Origin of the sequence: Halopelagius fulvigenes (assembly GCF_042662625.1) — an archaeon.
In the GTDB taxonomy this organism is placed as follows: Archaea; Halobacteriota; Halobacteria; order Halobacteriales; family Haloferacaceae; genus Halopelagius; species Halopelagius fulvigenes.
In genome coordinates, this window is sequence record NZ_JBHSXH010000015.1 from 1418996 (window position 1) to 1442071 (window position 23076).

Here is a 23076-nt window from a genome sequence, read left to right on the forward strand (position 1 = left end):
GTCCTCAGTCGTCCGCCGGGTTTATCGAACCCATGCGCAGGTCCACGTCGCCGGTCCCGATGGATATCGGCTTGCCGACGATGACGTTCTCGATGACGCCGTCCAAGTCGTCCTCCTCGCCGTGGATGGCCGCGTCGAGCAGGTGGTTGACCGTCACCTCGAACGCCGCGCGGGCGAGGACGGAGTCCTTCGACCCGGAGATGCCGTGGCGGCCGATGGACTCTATCTCGCCGCGGTTCGTCATGATGTCCGCGACCAGCATCAGGTGGCGGACGTTCACGTCGTCGAGACCCTGTTCGCGCAGGGTGTCCATCGTCTCGTTGATGATGGCCTCGCGGGCGGCCTCGATGCCGAGTTCGCGGTGGACCTCGTGGATGTTGTTACTCGTCGTGCGGGAGGCGTCCACGCCCTCGATGTCGAGGACGTCGCCGAAGGCCGACCCCTCGGTGTAGAGGACGAACTCCTCGCGTCCGGTCTCCTCGTTCTCCTCCTTGCGGATGACGACGCGGGAGATGTCCTCGATGCCCTTGAAGACGATTTCGCGCAGTTCCTCCACGAGTTGGAGGAGTCGGCGGTAGCTCGGCGCTTCGGGGCCGAACTCGATGACGGTTCCCTGGCGGTTCGTGCTTACGCCGAGGGCGTCCTCGATGGTCTCGGCGATCTCCTGGGCGACGGTGTCCACGTCGTCCACCGTGGGCCACCGTTCCATCAGGGTGTCCTCGTTGAGGTCGACCTGCACGAGCATGTCCGCGACGTTCGTCGAGACGTCGCCGAGGGCGAGAATCTTCGTGGCCTCCATCGACCAGACGACTTCGTGGGCCTTCTCTCGCTCCGTGGCGTACTCGCCTTCGAGCGGGACCGTCATCATCGGCGTGTCGGGCGTCTTCCGCGCGTCCACGAGTTCGATGAGGCGCGGAAGCCCCTGCGTCACGTCGATCTCGGCGACGCCCGCGTAGTGGAACGTGTTCATCGTCATCTGCGTCCCCGGTTCCCCGATGGACTGGGCGGACACCGTCCCGACGGGGTCGAGGGGGTCCACGCGCGTGTCCTGATAGCGGGCTTCGACCGCCCGGGCGATCTCGTCGGCTTGCTCGGGCGTGACGCCCTCGCGTTCGTCGACGGTGCTGTAGATGCGCTCTTTGAGTCGCCGCGGGAGGTCGTGGTCCTCGACGACCGCCTCCACGTCGTCGGTGACGAACTCGTACTCAGTCATCGGAGTTCACCCCCGTGGCCTTGTCGAGACCCGGACCGGCGTACTCTGAGAGGTTCGTCGGCGGTTCGCGGGTGCCGAGGAACCGCTCTTTCTCCTCCTCCGTGGCGAACTCCGCGTCGAGGACGCGGTCCGTGATGTTGTCCACGTCGATGCCGTCGCCGGCGTCCGAGGACACCTTCACGGGCGAGGTGCCGTCCTCGCCGAACTCGAACTGGACGATGGTGCCCGAGGTGTCGCGCACCGTGCCGTCGTACTGCGCTTCGAGCTCCGACAGCGCGTTGATGAGGCGGCGCTGGAGGTACCCGGACTTCGACGTCCGGACTGCCGTGTCCACCAGCCCCTCGCGGCCGCCCATCGCGTGGAAGAAGAACTCCCGCGGGGTCAGACCGCTCCGGTAGCTGTTCTCCACGAAGCCGTGCGCTCCGGCGGAGAGGTCCTCCTTCTGGAAGTGGCTGAGCGTCCGACCCTCGTACCCGCGGTTGATGCGTTCGCCGCGAACCGCCTGCTGGCCGACGCAGCCGGCCATCTGGGTCAGGTTCAGCATCGAACCGCGCGCCCCGGACCGGGCCATGACCACGGCCGGGTTGTCGTCGGTGAAGTGGTCTTCCGCGATTTCACCGGCGGAGTCGCGGGCCTTGCCGAGCTGCTGCATGATCTTCATCTCAAGCGTCTCGTCGACGGAGCGACCCGGCAGCGATTCGAGTTCGCCCGCCTCGTATATCTCGATGAGCTCCTGCACGCGGTCGTACGCGTTGCCGATGGCCTCGTCCACCTGCTCGTTGGCCTCCTCCGGAATCGACTCGTCGTCGATCCCGATGGAGAACCCGAAGTGCATGATGGCGCGCATCGCCAGCGAGGCGACCTCGTTCACGAACACCCGAGAGCGGGTCTTCGAGTACACCTTCGCCAGCGTGTCCACGATTTCGCCGCCGAACGCGCCGACGGCGTCCTCGTCGATGGTGCCGGCGACGAGCTGGCCGTCCTCGATTATCACGTCGTCGCCCGTCGAGGAGGTGAACTGGAGGTTCAGGTCGTCGGGCAGCAGTTCCGAGAACAGCTGCCGACCCGTCCAGTACGGCGTGCCGTCCTCGTACTCGCCCGCCGGGTCTGGGAGCGTGTCGATGCTCGTCGCGCGGAGCAGGTCCAGCGCCTGCGTCTCCGTGAACTCGGGGTTGCCGTTCGTCAGCAGGTACGTCCCGGAGATGTGATCCTGAATCGCGCCGATGATGTTCTCGCCGAAGCGCGGGCTCAGAATCTGTTCCTGCACGCGCATGAGGACGCGCGCCTCGGCGCGGGACTCCTCGGTCTGGAGCGCGTGCATGTTCATCTCGTCGCCGTCGAAGTCGGCGTTGTACGGCGGACAGACGACGGTGTTGAGCCGGAACGTCTTGTACGGCATCACGACGACTTCGTGCGCCATGATGGACATCCGGTGCAGCGACGGCTGTCGGTTGAATATGACGATGTCGCCGTCGATGAGGTGCCGGTTGACCTCCCAGCCGGCTTCGACCTTCTCTGCGAGCTCCTCGCAGTTCTTCTCGGTCACCTTCAGACGGCGGCCGTCGGGGCGCTTGACGTAGTTCGCGCCGGGGTGGCCCTCGGGCCCGTTGCGGACGTACTGCTGGGCCTGTTCGAGGTTTCGCTGGGTCACGTTCATCGTCTGGGTCATCTCGCGGGCGACCCGTTCGGGGACGCCGACTTCGTTGAGCGAGAGCGTCGGGTCCGGCGAGATGACGGTACGCGCCGAGAAGTTCACGCGCTTCCCGGAGAGCGACCCGCGGAAGCGACCCTCCTTCCCCTTCAGACGTTGGCTGAGCGTCTTCAGCGGACGGCCGGAGCGGTGACGCGCGGGCGGCGTGCCCGAGATTTCGTTGTCGATGAACGTCGTGACGTGGTACTGCAGCAGTTCCCACAGGTCCTCGATGATGAGCTGCGGGGCACCCGCCTCGCGGTTCTCCATGAACCGCTGGTTGATGCGGATGATGTCGACCAGCTTGTGCGTCAGGTCGTCCTCGGAGCGTTGGCCGTTGTCGAGCGTGATGGACGGACGCGCCGTCACCGGCGGCACCGGCAGGACGGTCAGGATCATCCACTCGGGACGGGCGCGACTCGGGTCGACGCCCAGCGTCTCGATGTCCTCGTCCGGGATGTCCTCGAACCAGTCGCGGATGTCCGAGGGCATCAGCTTGTTCATGTCCTCCTCGGTGAGGTCGACGTCGAGGGCCTTCTCCAGCTTCTTGCGGTCCTCGCCGACGGGGCGGAACTCGCCGGAGAGTATCTGGTTGATTCGGCCCACGTCCATCCCCGCCTCGTCGGCGAGTTCGCTCGGGCCGATGCCCTCGTCGTCCTCGTCGTCGGGGTCCGGTTGCATCGCGTCGGCGATGCGTTCGGAGTAGTCGCCCGCGAGGACGTCTTGGACCTCGTAGTAGGTGGTCGGCTTCTCGTGTTTGATGTCGTGCTGGGGGCTGCCGCAGTGGGGGCAGTTCTTCGCCTTCCGCGCCTGCCGGACGGCCGACTTCAGCACGTTCGTCCAGTCCTCGCCGAGTTCGTGCGTCCGGTCGAGGCCCTCGCGGAACTCCGCTTGCTCCTCCTCGGTGAGTGCGAGGTGGCCGCACTCGCGGCACGTCGCGCGGAGGAGGCGACGGATGAGCTTCGTGAAGCCGACGTGGATGACGGGGGCGGCCAGTTCGATGTGGCCGAAGTGCCCGTTACAGGACCCCGAGTGCTGGCCGCAGGTGCGGCACTGCAGGCCGGGGTCGATGACGCCGAGGCGGGGGTCCATCAGCCCCATGTCGATGGGGTACCCGTCGTCGTCGTAGGTGTCCGCGGTGATGACCTTCGTCGCGGACATGTCTCGGTACGTCTCCGGGTCCATCAGCCCGAACTGGATGGCTCCGATCTCTTTGGGTGTCTGCATTGACATTGTGTGGGTGACTGGTGGTGGGGGTGGTTAGACCGCGTCCTCTAAGTCGAGTCGCGGTCGGATGCCGAGCGCGATCATCTCGTCGAGCAGGAGCTTGAACGCGTAGCTGATCTCTATCTCGTGGATGTTGTCCTCGTCGCCGGTGACGGGGTCATAGATGCGGCGCTGGTCGCGGTCCTCGACGGCGACCATGCCGGTGTCGGCGGAGATGTACACCGTCTCCTTGTCGGAGGAGTCGAGCAGACGCTCCTGCAGGACCATCGCGGCGCCGTGCCCGATGACGGTGTCGCGTTCCATCTCCCCGAGGCGAAGGCCACCCTCGCGGGCGCGACCCTCGGTCGGTTGGCGGGTGAGAACCTGCACGGGACCGCGGGAACGGGCGTGCAGCTTGTTGCTCACCATGTGGTACAGCTTGTGGTAGAAGATGATGCCGACGAATATCTCGGCCTCGATCTTCTCGCCGGTGACGCCGGAGTACATGACCTCCTTCCCGGAGGACTTGAACCCGTGCTCCTCCAAGGCGCCGCGGAGCTTCGACTCGTCTTCGCCCTGGAAGGCGGTGCCGTCCACGCGGCGACCTTCGAGCGCGCCGACCTTGCCGCCGAGCATCTCCAGCACGTGACCGACCGTCATGCGCGACGGGAGCGCGTGCGGGTTGATGACCAGGTCGGGGACGACGCCCTGTTCGGTGAAGGGCATGTCCTCCTGCGGCGCGAGGTGGCCGACGACGCCCTTCTGGCCGTGGCGGGACGCGAACTTGTCGCCGAGCTCCGGGATCCGCTGGTCGCGGACCGACACCTTGGCGAGTTTCGAGCCGTCTTCGCCCTCCATCAGGGTGACGGTGTCCACGACGCCGGACTCGCCGGAGCGCATCGTCACGGACGTCTCGCGGCGCTTCTGCGGCGAGAGACCGCCCATGTCGTCGGGCTCTTCGAGGAACCGCGGCGGCGACGTCTTCCCGAGGAGGACGGAGTTCTCGTCCACACGGGTCTCGGGGTTGACGAGGCCGTCCTCGTCGAGGTGGGTGTACGCGTCTTCACCGCGCGCGCCGCGCACGTCCTGGCTGGGGACCTCGAATCGGTCCTCCTGTCCGCCGGGGTAGCGGCGTTCCTCGCCCTCGTAGGTCCGGAAGAAGTGCGACCGGGCCATCGCGCGGTCCACGGACCCTTTGTTCATGACGAGTGCGTCCTCGATGTTGAACCCCTCGTAGGACATCACGGCGACGGTGAAGTTCTGCGCCGCCGGTCGCTCGTCGAAGCCGATCTGCTCTGTCGTCTGCGTCTTCACCATCGACAACTGCGGGTAGTGCAGGAGGTGCTGACGCGTGTCGGGGCGGATGCGGTAGTTCGCCGCCGGAATCCCGAGCGACTGCTTCATCATCCCCGCGCCCATCGTGATGCGCGGCGACGCGTTGTGCTCGGGGTACGGAATCATCCCCGACCCGATGCTGAAGATGAGCGAGGGGTCGATTTCGAGGTGGGTGTGCTCGGAGGTGAGGTCCTCCTCGTCGACCGCCACGTAGATGTCCTCTTCCTCCTCGGCGTCGATGAACTCGATGTAGCCGCGTTCGACCAAGTCGTCGAACTCAAGTTCGCCCGCGTCGACCGCTTCGATCTCCTCGTCTCCGAGGAGGGGTTCGCCGTCCTCGACGACGATGAGGGGTCGCCGCGCGCGGCCCGCGTCGGCGTTGATGATGACCTCGCGGGTTCGCTCTTTGACGGAGACGTTGACCATCTCGCTGATGTCGCCGCGGCGACGCGCCTCCCGTATCTGCTCCGCGAGTTGGTTAGGGTCGGGGTGAGTCCCGATCAAACTCCCGTTGACGTACACCTTCGCTTCTCGTGTTGCCTGAGCCATGTTTCAGTCGTCCGCAGGCGCCGACGTGGAGTCGGGGCGTTCGATTCCGGGGATGCCCTCGACGCCCATCGACGCGAGTTCTCGTTTGAGTTCCTGTTCGTCCTCGACGTTCTGGGAGAGCTCCATCGCCTGCGCGAAGTTCTTCACCAGCCCACAGTTCGGGCCCTCCGGCGTTTCGGAGGGTCCGATGCGACCCCACTGGGTCGCGTGCAGGTCCCGCGCCTCGAAGTGCGGCTGACTCCGCGACAGCGGACTGCGGAGTCGGCGGAGGTGAGAGAGAACGCCCATGTAGTCCGTCCGGTCGACAAGCTGGGAGACGCCGGAGCGACCGCCGACCCAGTTCCCGGTCGCGATGGGGTGTTCGAGACGTTCCGTGAGCACGTCCGAACGGACGACGGTGTTGACGGTCAGTTGGCGGTTACGCATGTTCGCGCGTTCCAGCTGGTACTTCACGTCGCGTGCGAGCTTGTTGAGCGCCGTCCGGAACAGGTCCTTCATCAGGTCGCCCGAGACCTTGAGACGCTTGTTCGCGTAGTGGTCCTTGTCGTCGGAGTCGCGGCGCTGAAGCGCGAGCTCGAAGCACGCTTCCGCCATCCGGCAGAGGTAGAACGCCTTGTTGATGCGGACTTCCTCCTCCTCGACGCCCTCCTCGTGGAGGTGCGGGAGCAGGTAGCGGTCGATGACGTAGTTGGCGCGCTTCAGCTGGTAGTTCTTGCCCTGCCCGCCGGCGACGCGCTTGCCGAGGCTCTCTATGGCCTCTTCTTCGGTCTGAACCTCGGCCTCCTCTAAGTTCTCCAGCATGAACTTGACGACCTCGGGGTCGTCGGAGACGCGGTGGACGATCTCCTCGTCGGATTCGAGTCCGAGCGCGCGGACGAGGGTGACGAAGTTGACGCTGCCCGAGACGGACGGGAACGACACTTCGAGAATGCCCTCGCGGTTGCGCTCACAGAGGACGAGCGCGCGGTACCCGCGGCGCTGAGAGAACGTCTTCGCGACCTGAATCTCGTCGCCGTACTTCGTGTCGTACTCGGCGAGAATCTTGTTCGGCGCGAGGTCCTCGGAGGTCATGAGGACGCGCTCGGAGCCGTTGACGATGAAGTAGCCGCCGGGGTCTACGGGGTCCTCGCCGATTTCGACGAGTTCCTCGTCGGAGAGGCCGGTGATGTTGCACTTCGTCGATCCGACCATGATGGGCATGCGGCCCACCTTCGTCTCGGTCGTGTCGACGACGACTTCCTCCTCCTCTTCGCCGCCGCGCACGATGGACATCTCCATGAACACCGGCGCGGCGTAGGTGATGTTTCGGAGGCGCGCCTCCTGCGGGAACAGCAGTTCCTCGGACCCGTCGGCCTCGCGGACGCGGGGCGTCTCCACGCGCACGTCGCCCAGTTCGACGTACACGGGTTCTTCGCCCTCTTTGTCGCCGATGTCCGTATCGACGGTCGCCTTCTCGTCGACGACCTCCTGCATACCGCGTTCGAGGAACGCGTTGAACGAGCGGAAGTGGTGTTCTGCGAGCCGTTCCTCCGAGAAGTACTCACGTGATACGACGCGTCGGTCCTGTCGGTTCATTCGATCACCAGTCGGTATGTGACCGCCTTGTCCGTGGTACGGGAGTCACGAACGATTTTCACGACGTCGCCGACGTCCGCGTCGTCGGGCAACGCCTTGTCTGTCCGCTTGATCTTGGGTAGGTTCGTGCGGCTGACGTCGTACTCCGCCAGCACCTCCTCGACTTCGTCCTCTTCGAGGAGCGTGTGCTCTGGAACCAGTTTGTGTTGGCTTACGTCTACCATGGGTGGTTAGCGTGGGTGTGGGTTGGGGAAGAAGTTCTCACGGGATACTACAGCCTCGTTAGGGGAGCAGCCATTTAACGCTTGCCAACTGGACTCGAAAAGCACCGCTCATCGGCACGAGCGCAAAAGTGCGCTCGCACGACGGCTCGTGTTACTTGGACACATTGTATGTCGTGGATAAATGCTTTCCGGCGGACGGACTCGCGGTAGCGCACCCCACGGTACGTCAAGATGATAAGCCTTATTTATAACACCGGGCAACGAAAGGATGGAGCCAGCCCGGGTGGTGTAGTGGCCCATCATACGACCCTGTCACGGTCGTGACGCGGGTTCAAATCCCGCCTCGGGCGCTTTCTCAGCGAACTATTCCGGCGAGCACCGCGTAGCGTGTGCTCGCCACTCGTGAGCGTCGAAAGCGCTTACAGAGGGATTTGAAGCAGGGAGCGACGCGAACGAAGTGAGCGGAGCGACCCGGGTTCAAATCCCGCCTCGGACGTTCTTCTGAAAACTGACCGCCGAGCGAGGCGTCTCGTCGCCGAGCGAACGCCGGATCCAGGGTATGTAGAGGATACAGTTATCGCTCGTTCTCGCGTCCGGTAGACGTATGAGTGAAGGTCAATCTGACGATACGTCCGGAACGCTTGTCGTGGGGACGTTTCTCACTCTCGACGGCGTGATGCAGGCACCGGGTGGCCCCGACGAGGACCGCGGCGGCGGATTCGACCGCGGCGGGTGGTCGGTCAACTACTGGGACGAGAAGATGGGCGAGGTCATGACGGACCAGTTCGCCGAAGCCGACGCGCTGCTGCTCGGCCGAAAGACGTACGAGATATTCGCTGCGCACTGGCCGAACGTCGAGACAGAGGGAGACCTCGTGGCGACGAAACTGAACGACATGCCCAAGTACGTCGCCTCGGAGACCCTCGACGAGGTAGAGTGGAACAACTCGACGCTCCTCTCGGGCGACGTCGAGACGGCCGTAGCGGACCTCAAGACGGAGCGCGGAGACGTGGTCATGGTGCAGGGGAGTCACGACCTCACCCAGACCCTGCTTGCACACGACCTCGTCGACGAGTTCTGGCTGTGGGTCTTCCCGCTGGTTCTGGGGGACGGAAAACGGTTGTTCGGGGACGGTACGGTCCCTGCATCCCTCGAACTGACGAATGCCGAGACGTCGAGCACGGGGGTCCAACTGCTCCGATACGAGCGAGCGGGCGAGATTGATTACGGCTCGTTCGCACTGGACGACGCGACCGAGTGACACCGATCGGTAGTTCGGCGCACGGGCGTCCGCCTATCGGTTGTGTCACTCGCAGGGGTGTCGGACTAGATATCGACAGAGCCGTACAGAGGAATCGAACCGGAGAGAGGGAGTTCGAGTGGCACGGACCGCCACACCGAACCGAACTGAAAAGCCTTAACAACTACTGTGGAAAAGAGATAGGTGAAGCGTGCCCGGGTGGTGTAGTGGCCCATCATACGACCCTGTCACGGTCGTGACGCGGGTTCAAATCCCGCCTCGGGCGCTTTCTCTGATTTCTACTCCCTTAGCGAGGCGTTTTATCGCCGAGCGGACGCGAGTAGAATCTGTAAGCGGTTACGAAGGGATTTGAATCAAGGAGCGACGCGAACGAAGTGAGCAAGCGACTCGGGTTCAAATCCCGCCTCGGGCGTTCTTCTGAAAACTGACCGCCGAGCGAGGCGTCTCGTCGCCGAGCGAACGCCGGTCAGTTCGTGCGAACGGATACGAGGGATATGAACTAAGGAGCGAGCGAAGTGAGCGACCGGTGTTCACAATCCCGCCTCGGGCGTTCTTCCGCACGAGAACCGAAGCCGTCGAGAGACGTCCGATCGAACGCGGGTCACGCCGCGAGGTTCAGTTCCACCACGAACACCGCGCCCCGCGGGTCGTTATCCTCGACCCGGACGGCCCCGCCGTACTGATCGACCAGCGTATCGACGAGGTAGAGTCCGACGCCGCTTCCGGGGCTATCGAGACCCTTCCGGCCGCGACCGAAGACGAGTTCCTTGCTCTCGTCGGGGATGCCGGGACCGTCGTCGGCGATGCGAACCTCGACGGTGTCTCCGGTGACGCGGGCGGCGACGTCGACCCGCGGGTCGACGGTGTCGTTGTGCTGGACAGCGTTGCTGAGGAGGTTGTGGAAGACGGTACCGAGGAGCGGATTCGCTTCGACGGCGACGTCGGGGACGTCACCAACGGTGAACGCGGCGCGAGGGTAGGTGTCGCGGCACCCGTCGAGAGCGTCCTGGAGAACGGTGCGGAGGGCGGTCGGCTCGATTTTGGCCTCCTCGTCGGGGTCGAGGGCCTCGACGAAGTCCCCGAGGGTTTCGGTGAGGTCCATCGTGTGCTTCGTCGTGCGGAGGATGCGGGCGATCATCTCGCCGCCCCGTTCGTCGGCGTGGGTCCGAAGTTCGCCGGCCCAGCCGTTAGCGACGGCCATGTCGTTGCGGATGTCGTGCCGGACGATGCGGTTGACGAGGAGGAGTTCCTCGTTGCGGTCCGCGAGGGTGCGTTCGCTGGCTTCGAGGTCGTTGCTCAGTCGGACCACGTCCCTGAAGATGTAGGCCTGCCGGGCGACGAAACAGACGACGACGAGACCGGCGAGCGCGATATCTCCGCGGTCGAGGGCGTTCGCGTAGCCGAGAACGGCGATCAAGCCGGTGGCCAGAAGGAACGGGAGGAAGGGAAAGGCGAGTTCGTGGAACTCGTACTGGCGCGACCGGACCGGTTCGGTCGGGGCACCGGCGCGGGGGTGGAGGGCGCCCACGGCGATGGTGAGGTAGCCGAGCAACCAGAACAGACCGAGTACGTCGTAGACGTAGCCGTCGCCGAATTCGAGGGCGGCGAACGCGACGTCGCCGACCACCCACGCGAAGACGCCCCCGGCGACGAGGAGAAGCGGCAGACGGCGGGGGCTGCGCGCGTTCATCGAGACGACGAATCCGATGGAGGCGACGACGATGTCGGACACCGGGTATCCGAGGTTGACCCACGTCGCGAACGAATCGAGGGCGCTGGTCGCGAGGAGGGGTTCGAAGACGAAGTGCCAGCCCACGGTGAGCAGGGCGGTGGCGACGACGAGGCCGTCGAGGGTGAAGCGGACTCTCGGTCGGGTGTCGCGGGAGTCGACCGCGAACAGGACGAATCCGGCGGCGAGGAAGGCGTAGCCGCCGAAGTAGAGGACGTCCGGGGGACCGGGATAGGGGACGGTACCGGTGAGAACGCTGTAGGCGTTCCACAGCGCTTCGCCGAGCGCGTCCAACCAGACGCCGACGGCGAGGAGCAGCCACCCTCGGCGCATCGAGACGTCCCGCCGTCGAGCGAGGCGGGTGAGGGCGAGTGCGGCAGCGACGGCACCGAGGGCGACGACGGTGTCCGAGAACACCTGCGTCGTTCGGGGGCCGCCGAGCGCGTACCACACCCACACGAACGAGAACGAGAGAACGAGTAGCGACGCGACGCACGCGACGCGATAGAGCCGTCGCGAGTCGTACGAGCCCGTACGTTCGCGGACGGCGACAGAACCGCCGTCGGTCGCCGAGTGGCGCGTTCTCGGTTCGCGGTCACGCAGCGACGAGTCCATCTGTTCGAGGTTGAGGTACGAGTATATAATCGTGGGTGGTCAGGGGGACCGAGACGGTTCGGCGATGGGCCGCGACGCGTCCGCTCGCCGGACGAACGCCCGACTCATGCGGTCCGTATCTCGAAGGGGGGGTATATAAACGCCGACGGTAACGACACCCACGAGAAACACCGCCACCGCGGGAGGCGGACGGCCGCGGTCAGACTGCGCCGATGAGTGCGGTTCCGACGGCCACCCCGACGAGCGCGGTTCCGAGCGTCACGGCGGCGTACCGAACGGCGTCGTCGGGCCGTCCGTCTCGGGTGTCCTCCGCGACTGCGACGGCGAACGACGAGAACGTCGTGAACGCGCCGCAGAACCCCGTTCCGAGCGCCGTCGCGACGGCAGCCGGGGGCGAGGCGGCGACGACTGCGCCGAGGGCGACGCTCCCCGCCACGTTCACCGCGAGCGTCGCCCGGCGGCCGCCTCCGAACGCCGTATCGACGCCGTACCGCGCGAGTGCGCCCGCCGACCCGCCGAGTCCGACGAGAACCGCCGGCGGGAGGTGGCCCGCGGCGGTAACGGCACCGTTCACCGGTGACGCCCCCCGACGGCGAGTCCCGCGAACGCCGCGGCGAAGCCGAGAGCGTAGTTCGCCCCCGCGTTCGCCGCGCCCCACGTCGGACCGAGCGCGGCCGTCTGGACGGCGAACGTGCTGTACGTCGTAAACGAAGAGAGGAGGCCCGTCCCGAGGAGAACCCGCGCGCGGCGCGTCGGGGCGAACGCGAGCATCGCCCCGAGGAGGAAACTCCCCGCCACGTTCACCGCGAGAGTGCCCGCGGCCCCCGGGAGGGCGGCGCCGACGCCATACCGGAGCGTCGCGCCGGCGAAACCGCCGGACGCGACGAGGAGCGGGTCGAATCTGTCGGCCATGCGTGGCGTCTCCCGCCGAGCCTACTCCTCCGTTTCGGTCGGCGTCGGGTCCGGAGACGCGTCGCTCGCGCGGGGACTCGCGCCGCCGTGGGGAGTGTGGCGGCGGCGAACGGTCACGTCCCTGACCGCCTCCGCCGCGTCGTCCACGACCAACGCCTCCCCCGGCGCGGCGGGCAGTCGCTCTCTGAGCGTCGAACCGAGGTACGTCGGGTTCGCCGCCGCCAGCGCGTCGATGTCCGGGCCGGCGGTGAGGCGGTGGATGACGCGCAGGTCGGCCTGCGAGACGGCGACGTCGGGGAGCGCGCTCGGTCGTTGCGTCGCGGCGACGAGGGAGACGCCGGGTGCGCGCCCGCGCGTGAGGATAGTTTCGAGCGCCGGCCCCGCCACGCCGTCGAAGAACGCGTGCGCCTCGTCGAGGAAGAGCCACGGGAGGCGGTCTACGGTCCCCGAGACGCGGGCGTCGTACAGTCCGCTCGCCACGGCGTACGCCGCCGCGTTCATCGGCGCGGGGTCGAGCGACGAGACGTCGAGAACGGTGGCCTCTCCCCCGGCGAGTTCGTCGGCGTCGAGGCCGTCGGGGTCGAACACCGCCCACGCCTCGGCGCGGCTGAGTCGGTTCCCCGCGGCGCGAACCGTCGCCGCCGGGGCGTCCGCGTCGGCGATGAACTCCCGCATGGCCGCCAGCGTCTCCGTCGCCGCCGCGGCGCGCCAGACGACCGACCCGACCGGCGAGTTCCCGTTGCACCCGACGAGCGTCGGCCACGCCGAGGGCGGAACGGCGTCGGCGCGGACCCGAGGCGTCCGGACGACGCGGGCAGGGACGGGCGGGCCGTCCGTCGCGGACGCGGCGAGTCCGTCGAAGACGCCCATCGGGTCGACGACGACGGGCGCGATGCCCGACGCCCGGGCGGCCCCCTCCGCGAGGACGCCGAGCGTGTAGGACTTTCCGTACCCTCGTTTTCCGACGACGAGGGCGGCGTGCGGGCGGTCCACGTCCACCGCGACCGGCGCGCCGTCGCTTCCGTCGCGGGCGCGGTGGCGTCCGAAACGAACCGATGGGCCGCTGCCGTCTCCCCGCCGACCGAGAACCTCCGCGCCCGCGTCCGTCTCCGTGTCCGTGTGCATCGAGGTGTCTGGCCGCGACACCGCACTTGAATCCTCGGACGAGGGTTTATACCGGGAGACGGGACCACCGACCCCATGTTCGACAGATTCGGATTCCAGCGGTTCGCCGCCGACGACCGGGCCATCGAAGGACTGCCGATTCGCCTCGTCATCGCCCTCGTCGTCGGCGTGGCGACGATGAGCGTCATGCTGAACATGCTCTCGGGCGTGCAGGGACTGGCCGTCTCGGAACTCGACGTGAAACCGGACCCCGACGTGGTGACGCCGGGCGAACAGGAACTGGACCTCCTCGTGGTGGACGCCGACGGCGACCCCGTGGAGGGTGCGACCGTCGTCGTGAAAGACGGGACCGCCGACATCGACGGCGTGAAGACGGGTAAGTCCGGGGCGAACGGGACGGCGACGGTGACCGTCTCCCCGGACGTCAGGGCGAATCAGGAGAGCGGAACGCTCGTCGTGGACGTGAAACCGCCCGCCGGGAGCCAGTTCGTCGATAGGCGAGAGAACACGGCGGTTCTCGTCGTCCGGGAGTGAGGAACGAAGGGAGCGGAAAGGAGACCGCTACCGTTCGGGGTGCGTCGGCGCGTCGAACCCGCCGCGGACGAGCGGTTTCGAGATGTGGCGGCGCGCGCAGGGCGGCACCTCGTACCACCCGCGTTCGAGTTCGCGGTCCGCGCGCACCGTCTCCTTCTCCGGGGTGGAGGTTCCGCAGTCCCGGCAGCGGTACCCCTGATTTCGGCCCGCGCTCTTCATCGAACGCCCGCAGTCGGGGCACGTCGGCGTGACCTCCTCGGTGCGGACGAGAGAGCGGACGGCGAACTTCTCCAGTTTGAGCGTTCCCTCGGTCACCTCGCCGCAGACGGTCAGGTCGTCGCCGACGCGGAGGGCGCGAACCCTGTCGCGGAACCGCTTGGTCGGTTCGAAGGCGACGCACGCTATCGACTCGTCGCCGTCTTCGAGTTCGAAGAAGACGTGTCCGCCGCGGCGCGTCTCGGGGTCCGAGGCGACGGTGCCGTCCACGCGGTAGGCGGCGGCGTCGCGGAGGGAACCAATTTCGCCGTCCCGCAGGTGCACGTCCGTCCCTTGGTTCGTCAGGAAGGTGGCCGCGCGTTCGACGGGTTCCGACTCGATCCGGGCCGCGAGGTTCCGGACCGCCTCCGGGTCGTCGCCGCGGACGCCGTGCAGGATGGGGCCGGGCGCGTTCGGGACGCAGACGGCCTGTCCCTCCTCGCGGTCCACGGTGTCCCACGCCTCGGGGTAGAACGCCTCCGCGGCCTCGAAGACGGAGTCCCAGTCCACGTCGCGGGCCGTCCCGCACCGGTCGAACTCCCGGTAGGAGATGTGCTCGTACGTCCACTCGTCGAAGGCGGTCCACGCGCCGATAGCGGCGAGAGCGCCGATGCGCCCGCGTCCGCCGTCCCACCCGCGGTGTTCGTACCCCGCCTCCTCGGCGAGCGCCGTCGCCGTCTCGGTATCGACGATGTCCCTGACGCCGCGGCGGGCGAAGTCGGCCACCGCGTCCGGCACGTCCTCCGGGTCGCCCGGCGCGACGACGACGCCTGGACTCGTCCGCGGGTCGTCCGTCTCCGCGAGGGGTTCGAGCTCCGAGACTGCGACGGCGAGGGCGTCCTCGGCGGGGAACTCGACGTGGAGAGCGAGTGCGGCGTTGCCGCGGGTCTTGTGCTTCACCGCGGGGTTGAGTCGGACGAGCAACCGCCGCCGCACGCGGCCGCCGGCCGCCTCGACGGCGTCGGCGACCAACGTCGCGAGGTACGTCGTGCACATCCCTCGCTCCCGGGAGTCGGTGTCGTCCAGCCCGATGACCGTCATGGGCGACGCTACCGCGCCGAGGGTGTAACGCCTTTCGAGTTTCGAGCCCGAAGCGACCGACGGCCGTACATAAAGATACCGACGCGTCCGGCGGAATCGAACGACGCGGGCGATTACGGGCGAGAAAACAGTTATATGTGGCGAATCACTTATACATGAATATGTCCCGGTCAGCTCTGGTCGGAAACGTCACGGCGATGCTGGAGGACGCCGGATTCCTCGTCAGCGACCGCTGTGCAATCCGTCCCAAGAGCTTCGACCTCGCCGCCCGGCGCGGGGAAGACTTGGTGTTGTTGAAGATTCTAGGGAACATCGACGCGTTCGACGCCGCGACCGGCGCGGAGATGCGTCGTCTCGGCACGTACCTGTCCGCGACGCCGATGGTCGTCGGCCTGCGGACCCGCGACGAGGAGCTCAAACCGGAAGTCGTCTACTTCCGTCACGGCGTGCCCGTGATGAACCCCGACACCGCGATGGACCTGTTCGTGGAGGGCGTCCCGCCGCTCATCTACGCGGCCCCCGGCGGCCTCTACGTCAACATCGACGGCGACCTGTTGGCGGACGAACGCCAAGAGCGAGGGTGGAGCCTCGGGCGTCTGGCGAACGAACTCGGCGTCTCGCGCCGCACCGTCTCGAAGTACGAAGACGGCATGAACGCCAGCATCGAGGTGGCGATTCAGCTCGAACAGATGTTCGACAAGCCGTTCTCGAACCCGGTGGACGTGATGGACGGCGCAGAGGAGGTTCGCGAGGCGGACCCGACGCCGGAGGACCCGGCGGCGGACCCCGACGACGAACACGTCGTCCACATCCTCACGCGCGCGGGGTTCACCGTCCACCCCACGGCGCGCGCGCCGTTCAAGGCCGTCAGCGAGGACGAGGACCGGAGTACTCGGCGCAGCGACCGGATGCCGATGCTGACGGGTCACTCGCCGTTCACCCGGAGCGCCGAGAAGCGCGCCCGCATCATGTCCTCTCTGGGCGAGGTGACCCAGACCCGGTCCGTCTACTTCACCGAGGACCGGTCGAAGCGCGACTCCGTGGACGGGACGGCCCTCGTCAGCTGCGAGGAACTCGCCGCCATCGACGACCCCGACGAGATTCGCGACCTGCTTCGGGAGCGCGCCCGCGAACCCGAGGAAGCGTAGCCGACCCTTCTTTCAGCCTCTCGCCCGCCGATCGAGCGTCTGCGCCGTCGGGAGCGACCACCCGTAGGTGACCGCCGCCGCCCGCGACCCGACGGTCACCGCGGCGCACACCGCCGCGGCGGCACCCGGCGTCCCGGCGAACGTCGTCACCAGCCAGTAGCACGTCCCCCCGAGAACCGCACAGCTCGCGTAGAAGTCGTCGAACAGGATGAACGGCGACCGGTCGAGGAGCACGTCCGCGAACGCGCCGCCGCCGACGGCGTTGATGGTCGCTATCGCCACGACGCCGAACCCCGAGAGGCCGACGTTGGTGGCGACGATGGCGCCCGCGGTGGCGAACGCCGCGAGGCCGACGGCGTCCGAGAGGAGGGCGATCGGATGTTCGTCGGCCGAGTCGAACGCGACGTTGAGGCCGACGGCGAGGGCGACGCCGAGCACGCCGAACCCGATTTCGCCGAACGACCTGAGCGCCAACGGGACGCGGTCGACGAGGACGTCCCGCGTCGCGCCGCCGGCGAACGCCGTGACGAGTCCGACGACGGCGATGCCGAACACGTCGAACTCCTCGCGTATCGCCTTCGTCGCTCCGACGAGTGCGAACGCCACCAGTCCGACGGTGTTCATCGCCACGAACGGATCCACAGAAACTGCGCCGACGATGTCCTGAACCACTACGTTCGCCCACGGCGGAGGACGCCTTGAGGGCTACGCATCGAACCGCAAACGGAGAAGGGTCGCTTTCGGCTCAGTTGGCGTACGTCTCGTCGAGGTACTCGACGATGTCGTCGCTCTCGGACATCCCCTCGACGCCGTGTTCCTCGTCCACGAGGACGGGGACGCCCGTCTGTCCGCTGACTTCCTCGACTTCCGTTCGCTCGGAGTGCGAACGCGGGACCATCTTCGACTCGTACTCCAAGTCGAGTTCCGAGAGCTTGTTCTTCACTTTCGCGCAGTAAGGGCAACCCTCTAACTCGTACAGGATGAGATTCGACATCGCTAGCCGATAGGCGAGTGCGAATAAAGAGTCCGGTGGTTCTGTGCGTCCGCGGTACACACGGGCGGCGGTGCGCGGACGTTCGCCGCGCGACGCGGACGCGGAGGCGAGGCCGGGGACGGCGGAGGCGGAAGTGGAGGCGGAAGCGGCGGCGTTCGGGTCAGCGCCCGACGGCGTTCCGGACGCCGTCGGCGATGCGTCGCCGGTGGAGGACGACTTCCGCGCCCGCCCACCCGAGAAGGACGAGGGCGGCGCAGACGGCGTAGACGAACGCCCACGGACCCATCCAGATGGGGCGAAGCCACGGCGTGACGTGCGCCCACTTGGTGGCGAACTCGTTCATCGGCCCTTCGAGGGGCGTCTCCGCGAACGTCGCGCGCATCTGCCCGGCGAAGCCGACGCGGTCGCCCGACCCGGCGCGGAGTTCCGCGCTGCCGGTGATGTCGTACTCGCCGCTCGCGTTCATGTCGCGGATGGTCGGCCCGTCCGCGGACCCGTCGCCGTGTTCGACGCGTTCGGCGTCGTACGGCCCCCACGTCGCGTAGTACTCCCAGACGATCTCGCCCTGCGGCGTCACCTCGATGACGCGGTGGTTGAGCGTGTCGGTGATGAGCGTGTTGCCGTTCGGGAGTCGGTCGGCGTCCCGCGGCCAGTTGAGGACGTTCGACCCGACGGACCACGTGCGGACCCACGACCCGTTCTCGTAGGCGTACTCGACGACGCGGTTGTTTCCGCTGTCGGCGACGAGTATCGTCGGCGTCCCGTTCTCGCTCAGCATCCAGTCGGGGTTGTGCTGTTCGCGCATCACCTCGTAGTTGTCGTCGCTTCCGAGGCGGTGGGTGACGTTCTTCGTCTCCATGTCCACGACGATGGCCTGGTCGAAGTTCCGCGGCGAGAGGAGCAGTTTCCCGTCGCCGATGGGGTCCACGTCGTTGGAGTGGGTCCAGTCGCTCGTCATCCCGCCGTTCGTGTCCGAGGGGAAGTGGTCGCGGTAGTACCACTCCCACGTCACCTCGTCGGTCGTCGTGTTATAGACGAAGATGCGGTCCATCGATCCGTTCTGTTCGTCCCACTCTCGCATGTTCGAGACGACGAGTTCGTCCTCGCTGAGGCGGTCAACGTCGTGGGTGTCCTTGATGTCGAAGCGCTTCTCCCAGACGCGCGTCCGGTTCTCGGGGTTCAACTCGAAGACGACCGTCTCGCCGTCGCGCGGCGAGGAGACCAGCAGGTTCCCGTTCTCCAGGGGGTCCACGTCGAAGAACCACGCGCCGGACTCGTTGTGGGTCCACTGGGTCCGCCCCCGTTCGCCGACGGAGATGACGCGGGCGGGTTTCTTCGGGTTCGTCGACCCGTCGAACGTGTACCCTTGGACGCTGACGACCGTCGAACCGTTCGCCGGACTCGTCACCGTCCCGCGGGTGAGCGTCGTCTCGTCGTCGGGGTCGTACGTGATGGCAGACACCGCAGACGGCGTCAGGAGGGCGATCACGAGGACCAACGCGACCGCCCGCACGGCAGTTCGTCTAGAGAGAGGGACCATTACTACAGAGTGACTGTCGGTACAGTGGTGAACCTTTTTTGGTCTCGCTCGGAGGGCTCAGTCGATGCGAGCGGCCGTCAGACGGGGAGAGTCGGCGGCGTCGGGGACGGGGCAGCGCGACGAACGGAGAGAAGGAGGCGGGCCGTGCGGCGGGTCCTACACCTGCGCGGAGAGGATGCCGCTGGTCCGGACGAAGAAGTAGACGACGAACGCGCCCGCCAGCACCCAGTGACCGGCGCGGAGGTCCTCGCGATCGCCCGCGGCGAGTTTGACGACGGGGTACGAGACGATGCCGGCGGCGATGCCGTAGGCGATGGAGTAGGTGAACGGCATCACGAGGATGGTCATCCCGGCGGGGATGGTGTTGGTGATGTCGCTCCAGTCGATATCGACGGCGTTGCGCAGCATCACGATGCCGATGACGACGAGGGCGATGTGGGAGGCGTACTGCGGAATCGCCGCGGCCAGCGGAACGAGGGCCAAAGAGGCGAGAAAGAGAACGGCGACGACGAGTGCGGTCAGTCCCGTGCGGCCGCCCTCCTCGACGCCCGAGGCGGACTCGATGTACGTCGTCACCGTCGAGGTGCCGAGCATGCCGCCGACGGTGGTGCCGACGGCGTCGGCCATCAGCGGTCTGTCGATGTCGGGGAAGTTGCCGTCCTCGTCGAGGAAGCCGGCGACCTGACCGACGCCGACGAGCGTCCCCGCAGTGTCGAAGAAGTCCACGAAGAAGAACGTGAACACGATGAGCGCGAAACTGAACGCCTCGACGTTGCCGAACCCGTCGAGGAACGCGCCCGCGAGCGGTGCGATGTTGTACGTCGCCTCCGTCGAATCGACGACGAGTCCCGCGTCGGCGGGGACGACGCCGAGCCACGTCACGAGCCACCCGATGAAGGCGGTGCCGAGGATGCCGAGGACGATAGAGCCCGGGATGCCCCGAGCGTAGAGCGCGAAGGTGAGGAACAGGCCGACGACGGAGACGATGGCCACCGGGTTGGACGCCACGTCACCGAGGGTGACGAGCGTCGCGGCGTCGTCCACGACGATGCCCATCGCCTGCAGGCCGATTATCGCGAGGAACAGCCCGATGCCGGTTCCGACGGCGAACTTCACCGGCGCGGGGAACAGGCGGATGATGTACTCGCGCGCGCCGACGGCGGTGAGGAGGATGAAGACGAGTCCCTCCACGACGACGGCGGCGAGCGCAGTCTGCCACGGCACGCCGAGTGCGCCGACGACGGTGAACGCGAAGAAGGCGTTCAGCCCCAGTCCGGGCGCTTGCCCGAACGGCCGGTTCGCGTAGAACGCCATGATGAGCGTCGCCACCGCGGCGGCGATGATAGTCACGACGGCGAGCATCGACTGTACCTCGCTGGGTGCGTAGCCCGCGATGGCGATACCGTCCGCCCCCTCGATGAACGGCTGGTCGGTCAGTATCGACGGGTTGACGACGACGATGTAGGACATCGTCAGGAACGTCGTCACTCCGGCGAGAATCTCCGTCCCGACCGACGACCCGTGTTCTTGCACATCGAAGTAGTCTTCGAGCGTCTCAATGAGCCCCATAATGCACGGGTGAGCATACTCACTATTCCGATCATAAGCGTTACCATCGAAAGAGGAGAAAATAGCCACGTACGTGCATATGCCGGCAATTATATCGGGGTATTCTCCGCGTCTCTGTGCATAGAAGTGGCACGAAGGAGACACGCTCGCCGGCGCGGGGGCCGAGGGGACGGCGCGATCGTCCCACGAGAGACGCGCCCAACAGGTACTATTCGACGAAGCGTCGGGAGGACGACCGAACGCGCCGGCGGGGACTCCTCACTCCGTCTCGAACTCGGTGAGTGCGCCGACGGGCGCGGCGGTGAGTTCCTTCGCGCGGTCGGTGCCCTTCTCGCCGACGGAGATGAGAGCGAAGACGCCGGTCACCTCGGCGTCGGCCTGTTCGGCGATGTCCAAGAGGAGTTCCTGCGTCTCCCCCGACCGGATGAGGTCGTCCACGACGAGGACCTTCTCGCCCGTGGAGATGGCGCGAGAGGGGAGGTAGTAGGTGAGTTCGATGCCAGAGGTGAGTCGCTGGCGGGACTCGATGAACTCCTCTACGGCCGTCTCCTTGGACTTCTTCGCGTAGGCGACGCGGGCGTCGAAGTACGACGCCATGGCCGCGCCGAGGGTGATGCCGTCCGTCGCCGCCGTCAGCACCACGTCCGGTCGCTCGAACCCGAGGGTGTTGGCCGCGACGGGCGCGACGAGGTCGAGAAACGACTGGTCGAAGACGACGCCGGAGTTGTCCACGTACCCCTCGTCGTCGAACTCGACGCGGGCTTCGAGTTCGGTCGCGAGGGCCTCGCGTCCGACGCCCTCAACGACGTTCCGCGCGCGTTCGATTCCGGGGAGGACGTGTCCGTTGACGTACCGATTCAGGTCGCCCGCGGGCAGTCCGGTGACCTCGGCGAGTTCGTCGTACGTCCGGGTCTCTTTGAGCATCCGCAGGACGGCGACGGCTTGGAGTTGGAGAGTCGCCTTCTCCGCTCTGTTCATACCCCGATGGACGAGGTTGCGTAAGTATGAATACTTCGATGTGGATGAGAAACTAATTGCCCACAGACGTGCGGAACGGGAGTCGGCGCCGGTCCGGCGGTGCGAACGGAACGGAGGGAGTTAGGGAGAGAAACGGGCGTTACCGGTCGGCCAACAACTCGTCGGCGGTGATGAGGGAGTCGAGTTCTACGTCGGCCTCAGCGAGGCGTTCGGCCGCGCCCTCCTCTCGGTCCACGACGACGAGGACCCGGTTCACCTCCGCGCCGGCGTCTCGAAGCGCTTTGACGGCGTCGAGGGCGCTCTTGCCGGTCGTGGCGATGTCTTCGAGGACGAGAATCTCCTCGCCCGCTTCGAGGCGGCCCTCGATTCGCTTCGCCGTGCCGTACTCCTTGGCCTTCTTGCGCGCAATGACGTAGGGCGTGTCCGTCTCGACGCTGGTCACCGCGACGAGGGGAACCGCGCCGAGTGCGACGCCCGCGAGTTTCTCGCCGTCGTGTTCCTCGGCGAACGCCTCCGCGATGAGTCGGAGGCAGGTGGGGTCCGTCTCGAACAGGTACTTGTCCACGTAGTAGTCCGAGGTGCCGCCGTGGGAGAGTTCGAACTCCCCGTACCGGACCGCCTCGGCCTCGCGCAGGGCCTCGATGAGTTCGTCGTTCGCCATACTGTCGTCGGGTCACCCGAACGGGTTAAACGGGCCGATTCGCCGCGGCGGTAGGGCGGTGCAGAGCGGAGGTGGTGCGGTCAGGCGGTGCGGAGAGGACACCGATGACGAACCGCGAGGCTCGGGCTTCGCCCTCGCTCGCGGCAGTTTTTGGTCCAGATTTTTGGAGGGGGTTCGAGGCGACGGCGGAGCCGTCGCCGAGGACCCCCTCGAAAAAGGTGGGTTACCACGGCTCGTTCTTCACGCCGAGGACGTAGGCGGCGATATTCGTCGTCACGTGCAGGACGGGCGTGAGGACGAGGACGACGCTGAGGATAGGGAGCGAGAACGTCTCGACGAACCACGGGAGGTCGAACGCCGCCGCGAAGAGGAGTGCGCCGACCACGAAGTCGAGTTGGTCGAGGCCGGGGAACGCCGCGCCGCGTTGCCGCCCGCTCCGCCGTTTCAGGAAGGAGGCGGCGATGTCGCCGACCATCGCGCCGAACGCCAGACCGACCGCCGCGGGGAGCGGAAACGTCGGCAGGGAGACGCCGAGGAAGGCGGAGACGGGGTCAACGACGGCGTTGCAGACGAGAGCGAGGGCGACGCCCGCGAGCGTTCCGGCGGCCGTGCCGCGCCACGTCTTCCCGTCCCCGAGGAGGCGGCGGTCGCCCCACGTCCGTCCCCCGTCTATCGGCGCGCCGCCTCCGGCGAGGACGGCCGCGTTGTTCGGGACGTACGCGGGTAACATGGTCCAGAACGCGACGGCGACGAGGTCGAGTACCATGTTCGGGAGTCGTCGTCCGAAACTTAAGGGGCCGTGATTTCGTTCGGAACCGAACGCTCTCGGCCGGGGGACGGTCCGCCGCCGAACCGCTAGACTCGTCCGACGAAACGGCGTGCCAACGCACGGTCCGGACAGAAGTTCTCTTAAGGACGCGGG

The 23076-nt window shown here is 66.9% G+C and carries 20 protein-coding genes and 2 tRNA genes; 5 read left to right on the forward strand and 17 right to left on the reverse strand.

Going from position 1 to position 23076, the window contains the following annotated elements:
• Positions 1 to 4: 4 nt before the first annotated feature.
• The 5 genes from rpoA2 to ACFQEV_RS17550 are packed head-to-tail and all read right to left on the reverse strand — an operon-like array spanning position 5 to position 7792.
• A complete protein-coding gene (rpoA2, locus tag ACFQEV_RS17530; RefSeq protein WP_379698843.1) occupies positions 5 to 1213 on the reverse strand; it encodes a DNA-directed RNA polymerase subunit A'' in 1209 nt (402 codons plus the stop codon).
• On the reverse strand, positions 1206 to 4130 hold the full coding sequence (locus ACFQEV_RS17535) for a DNA-directed RNA polymerase subunit A' (RefSeq protein WP_379699930.1): 2925 nt from the start codon (positions 4128 to 4130) through the stop codon (positions 1206 to 1208). Before ACFQEV_RS17535 ends, rpoA2 begins: the two co-directional genes overlap by 8 nt.
• Before the next feature lie 33 nt (positions 4131 to 4163).
• Positions 4164 to 5993 carry a DNA-directed RNA polymerase subunit B gene (gene rpoB / locus ACFQEV_RS17540; protein ID WP_379698845.1) on the reverse strand — a complete coding sequence of 610 codons (1830 nt, stop codon included), beginning with the start codon at positions 5991 to 5993 and terminating at the stop codon, positions 4164 to 4166.
• Positions 5994 to 5996: 3 nt separating this feature from the next.
• Entirely contained in the window at positions 5997 to 7568 is a 1572-nt protein-coding gene (locus tag ACFQEV_RS17545) for a DNA-directed RNA polymerase subunit B'' (RefSeq protein ID WP_379698847.1), read from the reverse strand.
• Positions 7565 to 7792 carry a DNA-directed RNA polymerase subunit H gene (locus ACFQEV_RS17550; RefSeq protein WP_379698849.1) on the reverse strand — a complete coding sequence of 76 codons (228 nt, stop codon included), beginning with the start codon at positions 7790 to 7792 and terminating at the stop codon, positions 7565 to 7567. The genes ACFQEV_RS17545 and ACFQEV_RS17550 overlap by 4 nt, the downstream gene beginning before the upstream one ends.
• Before the next feature lie 277 nt (positions 7793 to 8069).
• On the opposite strand from ACFQEV_RS17550, the gene ACFQEV_RS17555 reads away from it, so the two are divergent.
• The 3 genes from ACFQEV_RS17555 (at position 8070) to ACFQEV_RS17565 (ending at position 9318) form a co-directional block, all read left to right on the forward strand.
• Positions 8070 to 8142 (forward strand) — tRNA-Asp (locus tag ACFQEV_RS17555).
• A 254-nt stretch (positions 8143 to 8396) separates the two neighbouring features.
• Positions 8397 to 9053 carry a dihydrofolate reductase family protein gene (locus ACFQEV_RS17560; protein ID WP_379698851.1) on the forward strand — a complete coding sequence of 219 codons (657 nt, stop codon included), beginning with the start codon at positions 8397 to 8399 and terminating at the stop codon, positions 9051 to 9053.
• 192 nt (positions 9054 to 9245) lie between these two features.
• Positions 9246 to 9318, forward strand: a tRNA-Asp gene (locus ACFQEV_RS17565).
• 336 nt (positions 9319 to 9654) lie between these two features.
• Here the strand turns inward: ACFQEV_RS17565 and ACFQEV_RS17570 are convergent.
• The 4 genes from ACFQEV_RS17570 to ACFQEV_RS17585 form a co-directional block, all read right to left on the reverse strand.
• Positions 9655 to 11397, reverse strand: a complete 1743-nt coding sequence (locus ACFQEV_RS17570; protein WP_379698853.1) for a sensor histidine kinase — start codon at positions 11395 to 11397, stop codon at positions 9655 to 9657.
• A gap of 199 nt (positions 11398 to 11596) precedes the next feature.
• Positions 11597 to 11971 carry a fluoride efflux transporter FluC gene (locus ACFQEV_RS17575; RefSeq protein ID WP_379698855.1) on the reverse strand — a complete coding sequence of 125 codons (375 nt, stop codon included), beginning with the start codon at positions 11969 to 11971 and terminating at the stop codon, positions 11597 to 11599.
• Entirely contained in the window at positions 11968 to 12309 is a 342-nt protein-coding gene (locus ACFQEV_RS17580) for a CrcB family protein (RefSeq protein WP_379698857.1), read from the reverse strand. Before ACFQEV_RS17580 ends, ACFQEV_RS17575 begins: the two co-directional genes overlap by 4 nt.
• Positions 12310 to 12330: 21 nt before the next feature.
• Positions 12331 to 13434, reverse strand: a complete 1104-nt coding sequence (locus ACFQEV_RS17585; RefSeq protein WP_379698859.1) for an ATP-binding protein — start codon at positions 13432 to 13434, stop codon at positions 12331 to 12333.
• A 75-nt stretch (positions 13435 to 13509) separates the two neighbouring features.
• On the opposite strand from ACFQEV_RS17585, the gene ACFQEV_RS17590 reads away from it, so the two are divergent.
• Entirely contained in the window at positions 13510 to 13968 is a 459-nt protein-coding gene (locus ACFQEV_RS17590) for a DUF7382 domain-containing protein (RefSeq protein WP_379698861.1), read from the forward strand.
• 27 nt (positions 13969 to 13995) lie between these two features.
• Here the strand turns inward: ACFQEV_RS17590 and ACFQEV_RS17595 are convergent, their stop codons facing one another.
• On the reverse strand, positions 13996 to 15264 hold the full coding sequence (locus ACFQEV_RS17595; RefSeq protein WP_379698863.1) for a TiaS agmantine-binding domain-containing protein: 1269 nt from the start codon (positions 15262 to 15264) through the stop codon (positions 13996 to 13998).
• A 161-nt stretch (positions 15265 to 15425) separates the two neighbouring features.
• On the opposite strand from ACFQEV_RS17595, the gene ACFQEV_RS17600 reads away from it, so the two are divergent.
• Entirely contained in the window at positions 15426 to 16412 is a 987-nt protein-coding gene (locus ACFQEV_RS17600; protein WP_379698865.1) for a transcriptional regulator, read from the forward strand.
• A gap of 12 nt (positions 16413 to 16424) precedes the next feature.
• Here ACFQEV_RS17600 and ACFQEV_RS17605 read toward each other — a convergent pair whose 3' ends face one another.
• The 7 genes from ACFQEV_RS17605 to ACFQEV_RS17635 form a co-directional block, all read right to left on the reverse strand.
• Complete coding sequence (locus ACFQEV_RS17605; protein ID WP_379699932.1) at positions 16425 to 17036, reverse strand: trimeric intracellular cation channel family protein; 612 nt, start codon at positions 17034 to 17036, stop codon at positions 16425 to 16427.
• Positions 17037 to 17157: 121 nt separating this feature from the next.
• Positions 17158 to 17406: a glutathione S-transferase N-terminal domain-containing protein gene (locus ACFQEV_RS17610; RefSeq protein ID WP_379698867.1), complete on the reverse strand. Its 249-nt coding sequence runs from the start codon at positions 17404 to 17406 to the stop codon at positions 17158 to 17160.
• Between the two features lie 160 nt (positions 17407 to 17566).
• Positions 17567 to 18946 carry an aryl-sulfate sulfotransferase gene (locus ACFQEV_RS17615; protein WP_379698869.1) on the reverse strand — a complete coding sequence of 460 codons (1380 nt, stop codon included), beginning with the start codon at positions 18944 to 18946 and terminating at the stop codon, positions 17567 to 17569.
• 156 nt (positions 18947 to 19102) lie between these two features.
• A complete protein-coding gene (locus tag ACFQEV_RS17620) occupies positions 19103 to 20515 on the reverse strand; it encodes an NCS2 family permease (RefSeq protein WP_379698871.1) in 1413 nt (470 codons plus the stop codon).
• A 258-nt stretch (positions 20516 to 20773) separates the two neighbouring features.
• Complete coding sequence (locus ACFQEV_RS17625) at positions 20774 to 21493, reverse strand: phosphoribosyltransferase family protein (protein WP_379698873.1); 720 nt, start codon at positions 21491 to 21493, stop codon at positions 20774 to 20776.
• A 139-nt stretch (positions 21494 to 21632) separates the two neighbouring features.
• Positions 21633 to 22154 carry an orotate phosphoribosyltransferase gene (pyrE, locus tag ACFQEV_RS17630; RefSeq protein ID WP_379698875.1) on the reverse strand — a complete coding sequence of 174 codons (522 nt, stop codon included), beginning with the start codon at positions 22152 to 22154 and terminating at the stop codon, positions 21633 to 21635.
• A gap of 223 nt (positions 22155 to 22377) precedes the next feature.
• Positions 22378 to 22920, reverse strand: a complete 543-nt coding sequence (locus tag ACFQEV_RS17635; RefSeq protein WP_379698877.1) for a CDP-2,3-bis-(O-geranylgeranyl)-sn-glycerol synthase — start codon at positions 22918 to 22920, stop codon at positions 22378 to 22380.
• Positions 22921 to 23076 lie beyond the last annotated feature (156 nt).

Bases quoted from the DNA above. Each gene is read 5' to 3' on its own strand.
- ACFQEV_RS17585 (WP_379698859.1), bottom strand. From the start codon at position 13,434: ATGCACACGGACACGGAGACGGACGCGGGCGCGGAGGTTCTCGGTCGG.
- ACFQEV_RS17610 (WP_379698867.1), bottom strand. From the start codon at position 17,406: ATGTCGAATCTCATCCTGTACGAGTTAGAGGGTTGCCCTTACTGCGCG.
- ACFQEV_RS17535 (WP_379699930.1), bottom strand. From the start codon at position 4,130: ATGCAGACACCCAAAGAGATCGGAGCCATCCAGTTCGGGCTGATGGAC.
- ACFQEV_RS17545 (WP_379698847.1), bottom strand. From the start codon at position 7,568: ATGAACCGACAGGACCGACGCGTCGTATCACGTGAGTACTTCTCGGAG.
- ACFQEV_RS17605 (WP_379699932.1), bottom strand. From the start codon at position 17,036: ATGAACACCGTCGGACTGGTGGCGTTCGCACTCGTCGGAGCGACGAAG.
- pyrE (WP_379698875.1), bottom strand. From the start codon at position 22,154: ATGGCGAACGACGAACTCATCGAGGCCCTGCGCGAGGCCGAGGCGGTC.
- ACFQEV_RS17595 (WP_379698863.1), bottom strand. From the start codon at position 15,264: ATGACGGTCATCGGGCTGGACGACACCGACTCCCGGGAGCGAGGGATG.
- ACFQEV_RS17580 (WP_379698857.1), bottom strand. From the start codon at position 12,309: ATGGCCGACAGATTCGACCCGCTCCTCGTCGCGTCCGGCGGTTTCGCC.
- ACFQEV_RS17635 (WP_379698877.1), bottom strand. From the start codon at position 22,920: ATGGTACTCGACCTCGTCGCCGTCGCGTTCTGGACCATGTTACCCGCG.
- ACFQEV_RS17600 (WP_379698865.1), top strand. From the start codon at position 15,426: ATGTCCCGGTCAGCTCTGGTCGGAAACGTCACGGCGATGCTGGAGGAC.
- rpoB (WP_379698845.1), bottom strand. From the start codon at position 5,993: ATGGCTCAGGCAACACGAGAAGCGAAGGTGTACGTCAACGGGAGTTTG.
- ACFQEV_RS17625 (WP_379698873.1), bottom strand. From the start codon at position 21,493: ATGAACAGAGCGGAGAAGGCGACTCTCCAACTCCAAGCCGTCGCCGTC.
- ACFQEV_RS17590 (WP_379698861.1), top strand. From the start codon at position 13,510: ATGTTCGACAGATTCGGATTCCAGCGGTTCGCCGCCGACGACCGGGCC.
- ACFQEV_RS17620 (WP_379698871.1), bottom strand. From the start codon at position 20,515: ATGGGGCTCATTGAGACGCTCGAAGACTACTTCGATGTGCAAGAACAC.
- ACFQEV_RS17615 (WP_379698869.1), bottom strand. From the start codon at position 18,946: ATGGTCCCTCTCTCTAGACGAACTGCCGTGCGGGCGGTCGCGTTGGTC.
- ACFQEV_RS17560 (WP_379698851.1), top strand. From the start codon at position 8,397: ATGAGTGAAGGTCAATCTGACGATACGTCCGGAACGCTTGTCGTGGGG.
- ACFQEV_RS17570 (WP_379698853.1), bottom strand. From the start codon at position 11,397: ATGGACTCGTCGCTGCGTGACCGCGAACCGAGAACGCGCCACTCGGCG.
- rpoA2 (WP_379698843.1), bottom strand. From the start codon at position 1,213: ATGACTGAGTACGAGTTCGTCACCGACGACGTGGAGGCGGTCGTCGAG.
- ACFQEV_RS17550 (WP_379698849.1), bottom strand. From the start codon at position 7,792: ATGGTAGACGTAAGCCAACACAAACTGGTTCCAGAGCACACGCTCCTC.